The organism is Paraflavitalea pollutisoli, assembly GCF_029360705.1.
GTDB lineage: Bacteria > Bacteroidota > Bacteroidia > Chitinophagales > Chitinophagaceae > Paraflavitalea > Paraflavitalea pollutisoli.
Genome location: NZ_JARKMX010000004.1, coordinates 630,455 through 645,287, shown reverse-complemented (window position 1 = coordinate 645,287; position 14,833 = coordinate 630,455). Strand labels below are relative to the sequence as shown.

The following is a 14,833-nucleotide window of genomic DNA, read 5'->3' as shown; positions in this document are numbered from 1 at the left end:
ACAGAATCAAACTCAATCTAAAAGGAATGAGCCCGATAAAATATCGAGCTCATCACTGTAATACTTAATTTTTTAACTGTGTCCAACTTTTGGGGTTCACTGCACGGGAGACAGCCTCTTGTTTATTCCTTAATGATGAGTAGATCATTTCACCGGTATCCACTTCAGACAAACCGGTTTGTCGACTTCTATCTTCTTGCCGGTATCAGTCAGCAGACCGGTTTCCTTGTCCCGCGTAAACACCACAATATCGTTGCTGTTCTGGTTGGCCGACAGCAAGAACTGTCCGGTGGGGTCGATGCTGAAATTGCGGGGCGTTTTACCCAGTACAGGTTGATGACCTTTCAACGTCAGCTTGCCGGTCGATTTATCGATGGCAAAGATGGCGATATCGTTTTCATCGCCCCGGTTGGAAGCATAAAGGAACTTACCGTCGGGTGATACATGAATATCAGCACTACCCACAGGCCCTTTATAGCCCTCTTTCACGGCCGATATCCGCTCGATGAACTGCAACTTGCCGTTGCTATAGCTATAAGCCGATACATGGCCGCTCATTTCTTCCATCAGGTATAGAAACTTGCCGTTGGGCGTAAAATCGATGTGACGGGGTCCAGAGCCACCAACGGCCGAATAGGAAGGGATCTTGGCGGCCTTCAGCTCTCCCTTTTTATTATCGAAATCGTACACCATGATCTTATCGGTACCCAGATCCTGTACCAGCAAGTGGTCATTTCCCGGATCAAATACGGTAGAATGCACATGGGGCTTGTCCTGCCTTTCTTTGTCGGGACCTCTGCCGGAATGGTTGATCGTTCTTTCGGCAGCCCGCAGGTAGCCATCGGGGCTGACACCCAGCAGGGAAAAATTCCCCCCACTGTAATTGGCCACTGATACCCATTTGCCAGATCCATCGATAGATACATAACAAGGGTGATCGCCGCCGCTGGTTTGCTTGTTGAGGAATTTCAGCGAACCATCTTTTTTATTGAACTCGAAAGCAGCCACGCTGCCTTTGTCATCACCATCTTCAAAAACCGAGTACACGAATTTATTGTTCTTCGACACGGCGAGGTAACTCGGATTGCTGGCCGGGGCCTTATTGACCAGTGCCGCATCGCCCGACGCCGCATTGAATTTGTACACATAAATGCCTTCACTTTTACCGGAGGTATAGGTACCGACAAGTAAATAATATTCCTGGCTGAATGCGATAGCAGGTAACGCCATGAGCAAAAAATTGAATACAAACTTCTTCATGCCTGTAGTTTAAAGGTTTATACCGAAGTATAAATATACACAACTACGACCCGGCAATCAATATCAATTTGTATTGCTTAAAATTTCGTGCCCCTGGAAGGCGCCCTGGCCGCGATGCCGCGCGGCCTCATGCCCTCCATATATTTCCTTGGGGCGTCTATGCCTTGCAGCTTTTCTTCAGGCCCGCTGCATAAGCAGCAATGGTGGTCACCGGTTTGCCCAGCTCGTTCCAGGTGGCAGTGCTGTCAAAACGCTCAGGATATTTATTCAGTGCTTCGGAGATTTTAGCGCCATAGTCGACGAGGGGGATCAGCCGGCCCATCAGTTTGAACATACCGAGGGGCATCGTCAGCGTGCGAAGCCGTTTATGCGGATAATGTTGGATAAAGTCGGCGGCGCCTTGTTGCCAGGTAGCTGCTGCAGGTCCCTGGATGGCATACTCGTGGTTGCCTGCCTGCTGTATCTGAAAGGAGCGGGCTACCTGCCGGGCATAGTCGTCGGCAGCAATAAAATACATAGGGGCCTGCGAATGGCCAGCCAGCAAAACATGACGACCTACCAGCAAGAGCTGATCGAAACTTTCCATAAACGTAGACGGGTAAAAGATAGTGTAGGGGATGCCCGATTGCCGGATCTTTTGCACGGCTGCCAGCTTGATATCGAATATCCACCAGCGAAAGCCGTTGGTGCCGTTGTATTGTTGCACCAGCGACGATAGCAGGGCGATCCGCTTGATGCCGGTACGCTGTGCTGCGGCAATGATGTTGTCGATGCCTTCCCGTTCCGGCATGCGGTGGTACGGTCGCGCGGTACGTGGCGGACTCAAACTGATGTAAACGGCATCCTGTCCCTCAAAAGCCAACATCAGGCTGAGCGGATCAAACACGTCTCCTTGGATGATATGCACATCCGGAAATAGCGCTTCGGCCTTCTGGGGATCACGCGCCAGCAGGCTGACGGTAAACCCGGCGTCGATCAGCGCCCTGGTTACGGGCTGGCCAATCATGCCTGTACCCCCAATGACAAGAATCTTTTTCATCTGCATTATTGGAGCCCAAAGGTAAAATACCCAACGACTCATGTAGCAACAATCGCGCATGAAGGGTAAGATTTGATGCATTGGTTGACGCTCTGCGACCGATAATCGGTCGATAAAAAAGTAAGCTGCAACAAGTCGGAAAAACAACCAGGATCGTATATGGAATGTGGTTTATGAAAAGAACTGTGCATACTCAAATTCGTTCAAGGTCACAAATTGTGATCTTGAACGTATCCCCCAACGAGCAGCATAACGAGACATATTATAAATATCTATAAGATCACAAACTGTGATCTTAGAACACAATTGTATACATTTTAATCTATAAATCAATTAATTATTAGCAAAATGGAGATCATTCAAAGTATCCAAAACAGGATTTACACGGTAAAAGGGGAGCGGGTGATGCTGGACATCGACCTTTCTGAACTTTACGAAGTTGAAACAAGAACATTGAACCAGGCAGTAAAAAGGAATAGCAAACGGTTTCCTACAGATTTCATGTTTCAGCTAACCAGGGAAGAATGGGACACTATACAGACACAAATCTCGGGGCATCAGAACGAACGACTTTTAAGGTCACAATTTGTGACCTTAGAAAGTGGCAAGGGAAAACATCTTAAGTACCTCCCTTATGCCTTCACTGAACAGGGCGTAGCCATGCTTAGCTCCGTGCTCAATTCCGACAAAGCGATCACGATGAACATTGCCATTATGCGGGTATTTGTGGAGATCAGGAAAACGTTGCTGCAGCAAAGTGATATCCGTGAACAGATCAAACAGATCAGGGAGCGGCTGGGAGAGCATGATACGCAGCTTAGCCATATCTATGATGCCATGGAAAACCTGCTGGATGAAAAAGCCGCGGAAAGAAAATGGGATCAGCGGGATAGGATCGGCTTTAAAGCCGGATAGACCAAGTGTAAGGCAGTTTACTGATACGAAAGAAAGAAGGGGAACATCATACGGCCCAAAAACAAAACCGGCCCTTGCAACGCAAAGGCCGGTCAAGTATCAAAGATTCCTTCCGTTAAAACTTTTCCAGCGCCGCCACCACACGGTTGTAAACCTCTTCATCAGACAGTGCTTCCGGTATAAATTTCTTACCGATTACCTTCTCATACAGTTCGATGTAGCGGCCGCTGATCGTATTGATCCACTCGTCGCCCATTTCCGGTACGGTCTGTCCTTCCTTACCCATGAAATTGTTGGCGATCAGCCACTCACGCACAAACTCTTTGCTCAATTGCAGCTGCCTTTCACCCGCTGCCTGCCGTGCTTCAAAACCATCGGCATAGAAATAACGGGACGAATCGGGGGTGTGTATTTCATCCATCAGGTATACGGCACCATTGTAGGTACCGAATTCATACTTCGTGTCGACCAGGATCAAACCTTGCTTCGCCGCAATGTCCTTTCCGCGTTGGAACAGGGCCAGGGCATATTGTTCCAGAATGGCCCAATCCGCTGCAGAAGCCAGTCCCTGGGCAATGATCTCTTCTTTTGAAATATCTTCATCATGTCCCTCCTCAGCCTTGGTAGAAGGCGTAATGATGGGGGTGGGGAAGTAGTCGTTCTCTTTCATGCCTTCTGGCAGGGCCACACCACACAGTTCACGTTTGCCGGCCGCATACGTACGCCACGCGTGACCAGTCAGGTTACCACGCACCACCATTTCGATCTTGAATGGCTCACATTTCTGACCAATCGACACATTGGGTGCCGGAACGTCCATCAACCAATTCGGGCATATATCACGGGTAGCTTCCAGCATAAATGCTGCGATCTGGTTTAGCACCTGACCTTTATAGGGTATGGGTCGGGGTAATATTACATCAAATGCAGATATGCGATTAGACGCCACCATGACCAGTAAATTATCCTGAATCGTGTATACGTCCCGCACTTTTCCTTTGTAAAACTTTGTCTGACCGGGAAATTGATAGGCATTCATGGCGCGAATATAGAGCAGCCTATCAAATGCCAGAAAAAAATGATGACCGAAATATTAACACAGGAGTCCTATTTGTTTATAAATTAAATTTTTAGGTGATAAATACTATACGTAGATTAGAAGTATAAACAAAAACTGCCATCATGAGAAACCGATTCCAGTACCGGGCAGCTGCGATCAATCTACTATTGCTAATTTTTGCTGCCACCGTCTCACATGCTCAACCCCAGACCTACACCATCTCCGGAACCATCCGGAACAGTTCTAACAAAGAAGTCGTTCCCGCCGTTTCGATCACTGTAAAAGGTACCAGTTTGGGTACTTTCAGCGACGAAAAAGGGCACTTCAGGATCGTTACCAGTCAACGTCCACCACTAACCATCGTCGTCTCGTCGATCGGATTCGAATCACAGGAGATCAACGTGACCAACGCAAACGATGCTGTGGAAGTTGAACTGGCACCGGCCCCCATTCTCGGCCTTGAAGTGGTCGTTTCTGCCAGTCGCGTGGCAGAGCGAATTCTTGAATCTCCGGTATCCGTAGAACGTATGAGCGCCGCCAATGTACGGGCCGCCGGCGCACCCAGCTTTTACCAGGCCATTGCCAATTACAAAGGCGTCGACATGACCACCTCCAGTCTTACCTTCAACACCCTCAGTACCCGCGGCTTCAATGGCAGTGGCAACCTGCGGTTTAACCAGTTGGTAGACGGTATGGATAACCAGGCACCAGCCCTTAATTTCTCGGTTGGCATCATCACCGGCCCCACCGAACTCGATATCGACAACGTTGAGTTGCTCCAGGGCGCATCTTCCGCACTGTACGGGTCAGGTGGTATGACGGGCACCCTGCTCATGACGAGCAAAAATCCCTTCAAATACCAGGGACTTAGCTTCCAGGTGAAACAGGGTATCATGCACGTCAACAGCGACGCCCGTTCGGCCGCACCTTATTACGACTGGTCCATGCGTTGGGGCAAAAAGATCAGCGAGAAGTTCGCGTTCAAAATCGGCGGACAATTCGTGAAGGGCCAGGACTGGCAGGCCAGCGACACCCGCAACCTCAACCGCAATAATGTGCTTAGTTTCATCAAACCAGGTGATCGCAGTACCGACAACAACTATGATGGTATCAATGTGTACGGCGACGAAGCCAGCGTCAGTATGAACGCACTGGCACAGGTTGCCCGCGGTCAGCTCGCTGCTGGTGGCGGCGGAGCAGTACTGGCAGCAGTGGACAATGCCCTGCTGGTTGGCGCTACACCTCAACAAATCGCCATTGCCTTCGGCACCAATCCTGCGCTGCAACCCTACGCACAGGCATTGCCATTCCTCATACCTACCAGCCCGAATGCGACCGCTGCGCAAAAAGCCACTTACGGTGCGCAACTGGTAAGCCGTACCGGCTACAACGAAAGAGACCTGGTAGATTATGATGCGTACAGCCTGAAAGTAAACGCAGGTTTGTATTATAAGATCAACAACAACGTCGACGCCAGCCTGATCGGCTACTGGGGTACCGGCACCACCGTGTACACAGGGGCTGATCGGTACTCCCTGAAAAATTTTAAACTGGGCCAGTACCAGGCGGAAGTAAAAGGCAAGAACTGGTTTGTAAAAGCCTACACCACGCAGGAAAACTCCGGCGACTCGTATACGGCTACAACAGCAGCCCTCGCCGTTAATAACCTGTGGAAGCCCAACCTCACCTGGTTTCAGCAGTACACCGGTACGTATGGCGCTGGCAGGTTAGGCATCATACCCGGTACTACTCCCGGCACCTTCCTCCCGGCACTCGGCGATCCACAGGCACATGGTGCGGCACGCGGCGTAGCAGAAACGGGCAGACTGTTGCCCGGTACCGCTGCATTCGACAATGCCCTGAATACGGCGATCAATACCAACATCAACGACAAGACCGCCAGTGGTGGCGCCAGGTTTGCCGATAAATCGGCCCTGTATCACTTCGAAGGTCAGCTCAACCTCAGCGAATATGTAAAAGTGATGGAAGTGATGGTAGGCGCTAATTATCGCATCTATCACCTCAATTCCAAAGGCACTATCTTCGTGGATACAGCGTCGCCCATCGATGTGACCGAATACGGCGGTTATGTACAGCTGCAAAAACGCCTGTTCGACGATGTACTGAAACTGACCGGCTCTGTTCGCTACGATAAGAACGAAAATTTCAAAGGCCGCGTTACACCACGCGTAACTGCCCTGGTAAAGGTGGCAAAAGACAACAACCTGCGTTTGTCGTTCCAGACAGCGTATCGTTTCCCTTCTACCCAGGACCAGTACATCAACCTGAACGTACCGGGCGCCAAACTGATCGGCGGTTTACCGTTCTTCCAGACACTGTATCACTTCGATACCAACCCGGTGTATACAGCTGAGAGCATTGGCGCCTTCCGCGCTTCTGTAGCTGCCGGCAGTCCCAATCCAGGATTATTGCAAGTAGCGCCCTTCAACGAGCTGAAGCCCGAGACAGCCAACTCGTATGAGTTTGGCTATCGCGGCCTGCCCACGAAGAACCTGCTCATCGATGCTTATATCTACTACTGCGAATACAACAATTTCATAGGTCGCCGGGCAGTGGGCCGTGCGAGTGTAGGCACTGTAGTGAATGTGGCCAACCCGCTCACTACCGAAAACTATTCTTATCCGGAGAATTCCCCCAATAAAGTGAAAGCGCTTGGCTGGGGTATCGGTGCCGAATACCGTCTGCAGGGCGGATACAACCTGCGCGCCAATGTATCGGGTGATGAGCTGCGCGACGTGCCCGCCAATTTGATTACCTTCTTCAATACGCCCAAAGTGCGCTTCAACGTCGGTATCGGCAACGAAAGCATCGCGAAAAGCAACTGGGGTTTCAACTTTGCTTACCGCTGGCAGGATAAGGTACAGTGGGAAGGAACATTCGCCGCCGGCGAAGTACCTTCTTTCGGTACCCTCGACGGACAGATCAGCTACAAGCTGCCCAAGATCCGCAGCCTGATCAAACTCGGCGGCAGCAACCTGTTGAACAAGTATTACTACAGCGCGCTCGGTAATCCTTATATCGGCGGACTGTACTATGTTTCGTTTGGTTACAATATATTTTAACGGCTGAAGAACTGGCGGCTCTTTTGCCACCCTATACAGGTTTTCAGCTTCGTAATAGCAGCGCCCAAAGTTGTACGACTTTGGGCGCTTTGTTTTGTTATTATATCCGATCAATGACTACTATGCTGTTGGGCAGCCGTTGCTTCCCATTTATCTTACCGCAAGTATCTTTGCTGCCCCCGCGTAAGGCGCCTCCTCTATCACATCGATTTCCAGTTGGTTGCCGTATTGAATACCCACGGAAAGTATCAGCGTATGGTCGTTGGCCGGCGGCACGCCACCCAGGTCTACGTCAAGCATGACCGAAGGCATGCCCTTTTTGACGGGAAACCAGGAAGTACCTACCTCATTGGGCGCCCCATAAAATCGTTCATAATCAGGATGAGCAGGTTCGTACGAAAAACGCCAGCGTTTAGACTGGGGATCAGAGAATGAATCATAGTCGGGGTCGATGGGAAGACCACCTTTCATGAAAATAAGATCGGGAACGAGGCCAAGCGCCACGATGATCCTGAACCACGGATACCGGGAAGAAGGGGAGAAATTAATGGCGGGAACCAGGGCAGGTATCAGGATGGAGGCTTTGTTCCCTTCGAAACGATACTCCAACGCAGTCTTGACGATCGTATCAAAGGAGGTGCCTCGGTTGAGCGAAAACCCTTTCAGTATCTCCGGGTTTGCTGATAACAAGATCGGTCGTTGTCCGCGATGCGTTGACATGTCCATTTCTTGGATGGGCATCATCAATACATTGAGTGGACCGGCAATGTTATAATCAGCCAGCCTTTTATGATGATGTAGTGCCCGCATGATCCAGCCGCTTACCGCAGCACGCCCACCAAATTCAGAATTTCGGCGCCGTGTATTTTCAAAATTTTCACCCTCGCTCACCTTCTTTTTTGAAGGTCCACCCTTGCGTCGCACGACTGGCTTATCTACTCCTTTCATCTGGTAAACAGACAATTTACCAATCGAACCCGTAAACGAGAATTCTTCGTTGAGTTTTGCCATTTGTTATTGGTTTTTAAAAGATGATAAATAATGTTAACCGGCCACCACTGAGCTGTTACAGGCATATTAACTGGCCAACAGTTATACTGATATAACGTATAAGTTTCGTAAATAAACCATCTATATCCCGTAGATGTTCCGTACCTATATAGAAACGGGACATCTACGAGATATCTACGAGACATCTACGGGATATCTACGAGATATCCTAAAATGTGGATTGGCAGTTGAGCGCATTAAAAAGGGCCTGGCAGTATACACCACCAGGCCCTTACGAGTTTTTATGCAATCACCTTACGCCATCGCGCCAGAAACATATTGATTTCGCCGTGGCGCCAGTTTGGCTTCCTCCTGCAGGCGTTTTCTCTTTACGTAGAGCCAATAGGATACTGCGAAAAACGCTAGGAATATCAGGTTGTAGACCCATTCTTTCATACCCACCGACATTAACGAGTAGGTAGCACCTACGAGATCGATGGCTAAGCCGGCATAGGCCCATTCCTTGAGACGGTGAAAACCGGGCACCAGGATGGCTATTACGCCCAATACTTTTGCCACACCAATGAAGGGGATAATGTATTTCGGATACCCCAGAAAACCGTTGATGAACTGTACGGCTTCCGCTTCGTTCGCGATATCTGGAATCGCAGAGAACAACATAAAGCCTCCGAAGAGACCATTGAAAACCCAGTAAAGAATGTTTGTTTTTTTCATGGCTATAATTTTGATTGTTCAAAGCTATAACCCTTATCCCGCTTGCCTGGGCGGTGTATACGTCAATTGAAGGGGGCCAATGCGACTGGCAGGCTGTTCGTGCTGGCTTGACGGCAAATTCTCCATCACCGGGCGACATAATGCGTGAAAAAATTGTCGATCTCTCCACAAGCCGGAGCGCAACCCCAATTTTGCCCTACCTTCACAGCATCCCATCATATTCAGCAGCACGGATCTATGCAAGAGAAATGGTTACTGGTCTACGAGATCATTTACGTTATTGTGGTCGTATTGGTTTGCCTGCGCGTCATCTATGACACCCGCAGTACCACCAAGACCATTGCCTACATGCTACTGGTTATCTTTCTGCCCATCGCTGGTATCTTCATCTACTTTTCGTTTGGTATCAACTACCGGAAGCGGAAAATATACAACAAGAAGATCGTTAAAGACAACAAACTCGATGAACAGATCCATGCAGAGATCGTTCATTATACCTTGCACAATTTAGAACGCAAGAACCCGGCGATCGCCGCCAACAAAGAACTCGCACACCTGCTGCTGAAAGATGGCAGCAGCCCGCTTACCGCCAACAACAATGTGAAACTGCTTGTGAACGGGGAGCAAAAATTTCCCGAAGTACTAAAAGCCCTCGAAGAGGCCAAACACCATATTCACATTGAATATTACATCTACGAAGACGATGAGATTGGCCGCGCCATCGAGCAAATTCTGATCCGGAAAGCACAGGAAGGGGTGATCGTGCGGTTCATCTACGATGATTTCGGCAGCCGGACCATCCGAAAGAAAATGGTGCGTCGCCTGCGCGATGCAGGTGCCAAGGCTTATGCTTTTCACAAAATCATCTTCATCGCCCTGGCTAACCGCCTCAATTACCGCAACCACCGCAAGATCATTGTTATCGATGGGGTAGTGGGGTTTGTGGGGGGCATTAATGTGAGCGACCGGTACATCAATACGCCCGACTCCAAAAGCTCGGGCATCAAACCAGGCGGCAAGAACAAAAACCTGTACTGGCGGGATACGCATTTGCGCATCGAAGGTCCGGGCGTGCATTACCTGCAGTACTTGTTCCTCGCCGACTGGAATTTCTGCGCCAATGAAACCGCCACCCTCACAAACGACCTGTTTCCCAAAGAACATCCGTTTATGCCGCGTGGCAATAAACTGGTGCAAATGGCAGCGAGTGGTCCGGACTCTGACCGGCCCACCATTTTATTCTCCCTACTGCAAGCCATCTACCTGGCGCAGGAAGAGATTCTGATCACCACACCGTACTTCATCCCCGGCGAAAGCATCCTGGAAGCCCTGATCGTTTCTGCATTGAGTGGCTTAAAGGTAAAATTGCTGGTGCCCGGTGTATCTGACTCCAAATTCGTCAATACCGCTGCACGATCCTATTATGCCGAACTACTGAAGGCAGGGGTGGAGATCTATCGCTACCAGAAGGGGTTTGTACACGCCAAGACCATGGTCACCGACAGCAAGGTGGCCATCGTGGGCAGTGCGAATATGGACTACCGCAGCTTTGACCTCAATTTTGAAGTGAATGCCATCGTATACGACCAGGAAATAGCCAGCGAACTCCGTACCATCTTTTATGAAGACCTGAAAGGAGCCGAGCAGATCGATCCGGTACGGTGGGAAGCACGCCCCTGGTATTATGAACTTACTGAGAAGACGGCGAGGTTGGTAGCGCCGATGCTGTAATAATTCCCACACACTATCGACCAATGGATCAAAATACCCCAATATGCAAAAAGACTTACTCATTATCGGTTGTAATGGTTTCGTTTCTGCCGTTAGGGCCAATTCAGGAGAAGAAATTTGGCGTACCAAGTTAAGAGAAGGCACTTTTGGAGGCTCCCGCGGCAACGATGTCAGTGTACTGATGGACGGTGACAAGATTTTCGCCGGCTGCTTTGGGCGAATCTACTGCCTCCGTGTGTCCGACGGAGAGATACAATGGTCTAACGATCTCAAGGGAATGGGCTACAACGAAGTGGCGCTTGCCCGCCAGGGTAACAATACGCAGTTCATCACCCGGGTAGAACATAGCCAATCCAATACCTGATCAGGTCAATAACGCCTGATACTAGTCACCCAACACCAAAAAGGCGAATAAAAATACCAGTGCGGTATTCAAGGCAAAAAGCGCTGTGATCGATAGCCTATACAAAACAGGGGTTGTGGCCTTGCTATTCTTCATCCATTGATCGACAGACGATACCTGGTGCAAGACATAGAGCACGACAAAATGAAAAGCAACAGATAACAATAGCAGGGCCGCCAGTATAAGGCATACTACAGCTCCCAAATTGCCTGTGAGTAACAACATACCTGCACAAGATACGACCTATCCAGGTAGATCGGAAGCGTGCCGACGAAAGGGTGAACCACAGATAAACGATTACCAGCAAGACAATGGTCGCAACAATCGCCCCTATCCCCGTAGGAAGCTTGTTTCCAGTCGTAAGAAATCATGAAAAAAAATTTGTGAAGAAGAAGCCTGCTCGAGTGTATAGTAGGGTGTTTCACACGCACTTCAACCACAAAGGACGGCTATGCGAAAGTTGCGCTATAAACGGGTTTATATAACTTTTATTGTCAGGCACTCCGCTTATTTCCCTCCTTTTTGACGTATATCAAAGAAAATCACCTGAACGTGAAAACCACGCCTGTATTGTGGTTCCCCGTGGAACACTCAATATTTACAGGTTTCACAGACATTCCACGCACAGCACACGCTAAAAATCCCGGTGCACATGGCATACATAAATATCTCTCCATGAAGGAACTTATCCGTTAGTAATCCCTAACCTATAAAGGAGTTAGTGGGAGGCTGGCAAGCTTCTCTCAGCCAGATGCTTCCAGCAGGTCGGCTTTGGGGCGACGGTGTCGCAGTGAACGCGCCATTCCCATAGGAAGCCTATTTTACAACCACTTGACTGCGGGGGGATATGCAGAAGGCAGTGGCCGCTTTAAAGTCAACAAGGAGGCCGTCAGCGCTCCAAACAGCCGATCGCAACCAAAGAGCCAGCAGCCCCAGCAAAGCTATTTATGGGGCATTTACGCACTTCAGAACAGCAAGCCAGTCCATCCCCCCAACAAAAAGGCCCGCCGCAGCTATCGCTTTGGTAGGCCTGAACGGGGAAGGGGGAAAAACTATCTTAAAGGCTATTTGAAGATCTCAGCCAGTTTCTTATTGAGTGCCTCACCACGCAGGTCCTGCGCAATGATCTTGCCCGAAGGGTCGACGAGGAAGTTCGCCGGTACGGCCTTGACGCCATACAATACAGCGATCTCGTTGTTCCAGCCTTTCAGGTCAGATACCTGGGGCCAGGTCAGGCCGTCTTTTTCGATCGCCTGTACCCAGGGCGCCTTGGCTTTGTCAAGCGAAATGCCCAGTACATTGAAACCCTTCGCACCGAAGATCTCTACCTGTTTGCGCAGGTTGGGATTCTCTGCCCGGCAGGGACCGCACCAGGAAGCCCAGAATTCGAGCAATACATACTTGCCCTTGTAATTGGCCAGACTGATCTTTTTGCCGTCTACATTGGCCTGAGAAAAGGGCAGGGCAGGTTTGCCGGTAACGATCGTGTTCAGCAACGCCATGCGTTTCGTCAGCTCCTGACCTTGTGCCGAAGCCTTCACCTCCGCCGTCAGCGCTTCATACATCGGGGTGCATTCTGCCAGCGTCTTGTTATTTACATACATCAGCAATTCGCGCGCAGCAATGGGGCTGGAAGGGTGATTGCGGATATAAGCCTTGCGGATATCGTACTCGTAGGCATACCACTTGTTGCCATCTGCTTCCAGCAGTCGCGCACGGGTTGTATCGCCCGCCTGCTTGGCATTGTACGCCTCCTGGAAGATACCGTTTACCCATTTGCGGTTGCCCATCACCTGGCGGTTGAATACCTCGTACTCGTTCACCACGGGGGTCCCAGTCACTTTCATATCATCGATGGTACCGGCTACATTCACCGCTCCTTTATCTACAAAGAGATCGAGGCGCAGGCGGTAGTTGCGGGAAAACAACATGCCCTGCACGGGTTCGGACACCAGCCCTTTGAACACAAATTTGCCATCAAGCACCTTCGCACTGTCGATCTTCGTATCATCGAAGGTGCCATAGGTCAGGAATACAATGCTGTCTTTGAAATCGCTGACATTGCCATTGACCGTGAAGGTCTCCGGAGCTGTTGGCTGTTGCCAGCCGATTGCGGTAGCGGCGCCTGCCAGCAGCAGGGCGAAAACGGAATTTCTCTTGGTTATCATTATTGTGGTTTAATAAGTTATTATCGGTCGTTACGGATCACGGCATCGATGGTATTACCTGGAATGCCGTCTTGTTTCTTGATGATCTCGCCAAATTTGCCGGTGCTGACATCGAGTTGATATAAACTGCCAGCCGTGCCTGCCAGCAGGGTATTGCCGCCATCGATAAACTTGAGCATCGTTACTGCTTTGCCACCAAAATCGGTGACCAGCGCACGGATATCCTGGTTCAGCGGGTTGTAGCGGTAGATCTTGTCACCCGAGGTGAAGTAGAAGATCTCCGCTGGTGCAAAAGCCCATTTGGTGTCAGGTTTGATCAGCGCCGGCTGGGCAAACGTGCGGATGTATTCGGCACGCAATTGAATAAAGCCCATGAAAGCGGCGCCAAACTTGATCTCCTTCAGCGTTCCGGAAGCATCTTTGCCCAACGCAAAGCAGTTGCCATTGTTGACTTGTGTAAAGTACAAGAGGTCGAGGCCCACTTTACGCAGATCGAAGGTGTCACCCACCGCTGTATAAGTGGTACCGATATAAGCCGGTGTACCAAAATTGGTAAACGCTACCACCTGCTTACGCACCTTATCGTAGCCCAGGAAATAGGGCATCACCGAATTAAACGCTGCCTGGTCAAACAGGTTGTAATCACCTTCTGCCGGCAATCCAAACATGTTGTACAGCGGGTTCAGGTTCCAGGTCTGCGTAGTACCTGCGTAGAGCTTTCCGCTGATCACGCCATTCAACGATTCCATCGACGTGCCGATGAGATCACCAGGCGTAATAGTCGCGGGTGGTGTAAAGAAGTTGCCAGCGAGGTCCTTCTTTTTCTTCATCGTATTGGAGCTGATCTGCACACCCTTGTTGCCACCATCGGTAAACACCCAATAGCTGGATATGTGCTTGGGGGCAATGTTGTCGTGGCGCAGGCCGATCAGTTGACGCGGATGGTCGCCCAGCTTTTCGCCGGGATTGGCCGCTTCGTAAATATTAGGAACCACCGTACCGTCTGCCTTGATAAAAGAGAGGATGGTAGCGCGTTTGTCTTCGCTCAGCACGGTCGTACCCTGGAAGAAATCGGTCTTGCCACTCACAATGAACGTATAAAAATACTTCATGCCATTGCTGCTGTCGGTGATCGTCAGGCGCGCATTGTAGCGATTGGCGCCAATACCGAATACGGTACGGATTGCAGGGCCTTTGAACGTCAGGTCGGATAAGATCTCCGGCACGGCGATCTTCCAATCGTAGCGAAGCGCTTCCGGATGACTGTAATTCACCGTTGGCTTTACAATCAGGCTATCCCCTACAAATACCGAGTAAACAGTATCGAGGTTGGTGACCAACGGCGCTTCGGGCACACTATACTCATAGTTGCCTTTGTCTTTGTAACAGCCTGCCAGGATCAACAGGCCGGCAGCTACTATCATGATGAATATCTTACGCATGAGAAAT

Annotated in this window: 12 protein-coding genes; 4 read left to right on the top strand and 8 right to left on the bottom strand. The window is 50.0% G+C overall.

Annotated features, from left to right (window positions below):
* Nucleotides 1–144: 144 nt before the first annotated feature.
* Nucleotides 145–1,260: a lactonase family protein gene (locus P2W70_RS12505; protein ID WP_276481803.1), complete on the bottom strand. Its 1,116-nt coding sequence runs from the start codon at nucleotides 1,258–1,260 to the stop codon at nucleotides 145–147.
* 157 nt (nucleotides 1,261–1,417) lie between these two features.
* Nucleotides 1,418–2,299, bottom strand: a complete 882-nt coding sequence (locus P2W70_RS12500) for an SDR family oxidoreductase (protein ID WP_276481802.1) — start codon at nucleotides 2,297–2,299, stop codon at nucleotides 1,418–1,420.
* Nucleotides 2,300–2,647: 348 nt separating this feature from the next.
* Here P2W70_RS12500 and P2W70_RS12495 point away from each other — a divergent pair, with 348 nt between their 5' ends.
* The gene (locus P2W70_RS12495) at nucleotides 2,648–3,214 is read left to right on the top strand and encodes an ORF6N domain-containing protein (protein WP_276481801.1); all 567 of its coding nucleotides are present in this window, start codon (nucleotides 2,648–2,650) and stop codon (nucleotides 3,212–3,214) included.
* Nucleotides 3,215–3,329: 115 nt separating this feature from the next.
* Here P2W70_RS12495 and P2W70_RS12490 read toward each other — a convergent pair whose 3' ends face one another.
* Complete coding sequence (locus tag P2W70_RS12490; RefSeq protein WP_276481800.1) at nucleotides 3,330–4,253, bottom strand: phosphoribosylaminoimidazolesuccinocarboxamide synthase; 924 nt, start codon at nucleotides 4,251–4,253, stop codon at nucleotides 3,330–3,332.
* A 143-nt stretch (nucleotides 4,254–4,396) separates the two neighbouring features.
* Here P2W70_RS12490 and P2W70_RS12485 point away from each other — a divergent pair, with 143 nt between their 5' ends.
* Nucleotides 4,397–7,357 carry a TonB-dependent receptor gene (locus P2W70_RS12485; RefSeq protein WP_276481799.1) on the top strand — a complete coding sequence of 987 codons (2,961 nt, stop codon included), beginning with the start codon at nucleotides 4,397–4,399 and terminating at the stop codon, nucleotides 7,355–7,357.
* 150 nt (nucleotides 7,358–7,507) lie between these two features.
* On the opposite strand, the gene P2W70_RS12480 is transcribed toward P2W70_RS12485, so the two are convergent.
* Both P2W70_RS12480 and P2W70_RS12475 read right to left on the bottom strand, forming a co-directional pair.
* On the bottom strand, nucleotides 7,508–8,368 hold the full coding sequence (locus P2W70_RS12480; RefSeq protein ID WP_276481798.1) for a hypothetical protein: 861 nt from the start codon (nucleotides 8,366–8,368) through the stop codon (nucleotides 7,508–7,510).
* Between the two features lie 294 nt (nucleotides 8,369–8,662).
* On the bottom strand, nucleotides 8,663–9,082 hold the full coding sequence (locus P2W70_RS12475) for a DoxX family protein (RefSeq protein ID WP_276481797.1): 420 nt from the start codon (nucleotides 9,080–9,082) through the stop codon (nucleotides 8,663–8,665).
* A 237-nt stretch (nucleotides 9,083–9,319) separates the two neighbouring features.
* On the opposite strand from P2W70_RS12475, the gene cls reads away from it, so the two are divergent.
* Together cls and P2W70_RS12465 are read left to right on the top strand one after the other, a co-directional pair.
* The gene (gene cls, locus P2W70_RS12470; RefSeq protein WP_276481796.1) at nucleotides 9,320–10,813 is read left to right on the top strand and encodes a cardiolipin synthase; all 1,494 of its coding nucleotides are present in this window, start codon (nucleotides 9,320–9,322) and stop codon (nucleotides 10,811–10,813) included.
* 43 nt (nucleotides 10,814–10,856) lie between these two features.
* A complete protein-coding gene (locus P2W70_RS12465) occupies nucleotides 10,857–11,177 on the top strand; it encodes an outer membrane protein assembly factor BamB family protein (RefSeq protein ID WP_276481795.1) in 321 nt (106 codons plus the stop codon).
* A gap of 21 nt (nucleotides 11,178–11,198) precedes the next feature.
* Here P2W70_RS12465 and P2W70_RS12460 read toward each other — a convergent pair whose 3' ends face one another.
* The 3 genes from P2W70_RS12460 to P2W70_RS12450 form a co-directional block, all read right to left on the bottom strand.
* Nucleotides 11,199–11,441 (bottom strand): hypothetical protein, encoded by a 243-nt coding sequence (locus P2W70_RS12460; protein WP_276481794.1) that lies wholly within the window; start codon nucleotides 11,439–11,441, stop codon nucleotides 11,199–11,201.
* 839 nt (nucleotides 11,442–12,280) lie between these two features.
* Nucleotides 12,281–13,384, bottom strand: a complete 1,104-nt coding sequence (locus P2W70_RS12455; RefSeq protein ID WP_276481793.1) for a TlpA disulfide reductase family protein — start codon at nucleotides 13,382–13,384, stop codon at nucleotides 12,281–12,283.
* A gap of 20 nt (nucleotides 13,385–13,404) precedes the next feature.
* On the bottom strand, nucleotides 13,405–14,826 hold the full coding sequence (locus P2W70_RS12450) for a PKD-like family lipoprotein (RefSeq protein ID WP_276481792.1): 1,422 nt from the start codon (nucleotides 14,824–14,826) through the stop codon (nucleotides 13,405–13,407).
* Nucleotides 14,827–14,833: the final 7 nt, after the last annotated feature.

Excerpts from the sequence above, each read along its gene's own strand:
- cls (WP_276481796.1), top strand. The coding sequence starts at position 9,320 with ATGCAAGAGAAATGGTTACTGGTCTACGAGATCATTTACGTTATTGTG.
- P2W70_RS12460 (WP_276481794.1), bottom strand. The coding sequence starts at position 11,441 with ATGTTGTTACTCACAGGCAATTTGGGAGCTGTAGTATGCCTTATACTG.
- P2W70_RS12465 (WP_276481795.1), top strand. The coding sequence starts at position 10,857 with ATGCAAAAAGACTTACTCATTATCGGTTGTAATGGTTTCGTTTCTGCC.
- P2W70_RS12455 (WP_276481793.1), bottom strand. The coding sequence starts at position 13,384 with ATGATAACCAAGAGAAATTCCGTTTTCGCCCTGCTGCTGGCAGGCGCC.
- P2W70_RS12490 (WP_276481800.1), bottom strand. The coding sequence starts at position 4,253 with ATGAATGCCTATCAATTTCCCGGTCAGACAAAGTTTTACAAAGGAAAA.
- P2W70_RS12505 (WP_276481803.1), bottom strand. The coding sequence starts at position 1,260 with ATGAAGAAGTTTGTATTCAATTTTTTGCTCATGGCGTTACCTGCTATC.
- P2W70_RS12475 (WP_276481797.1), bottom strand. The coding sequence starts at position 9,082 with ATGAAAAAAACAAACATTCTTTACTGGGTTTTCAATGGTCTCTTCGGA.
- P2W70_RS12500 (WP_276481802.1), bottom strand. The coding sequence starts at position 2,299 with ATGAAAAAGATTCTTGTCATTGGGGGTACAGGCATGATTGGCCAGCCC.
- P2W70_RS12480 (WP_276481798.1), bottom strand. The coding sequence starts at position 8,368 with ATGGCAAAACTCAACGAAGAATTCTCGTTTACGGGTTCGATTGGTAAA.
- P2W70_RS12495 (WP_276481801.1), top strand. The coding sequence starts at position 2,648 with ATGGAGATCATTCAAAGTATCCAAAACAGGATTTACACGGTAAAAGGG.
- P2W70_RS12485 (WP_276481799.1), top strand. The coding sequence starts at position 4,397 with ATGAGAAACCGATTCCAGTACCGGGCAGCTGCGATCAATCTACTATTG.
- P2W70_RS12450 (WP_276481792.1), bottom strand. The coding sequence starts at position 14,826 with ATGCGTAAGATATTCATCATGATAGTAGCTGCCGGCCTGTTGATCCTG.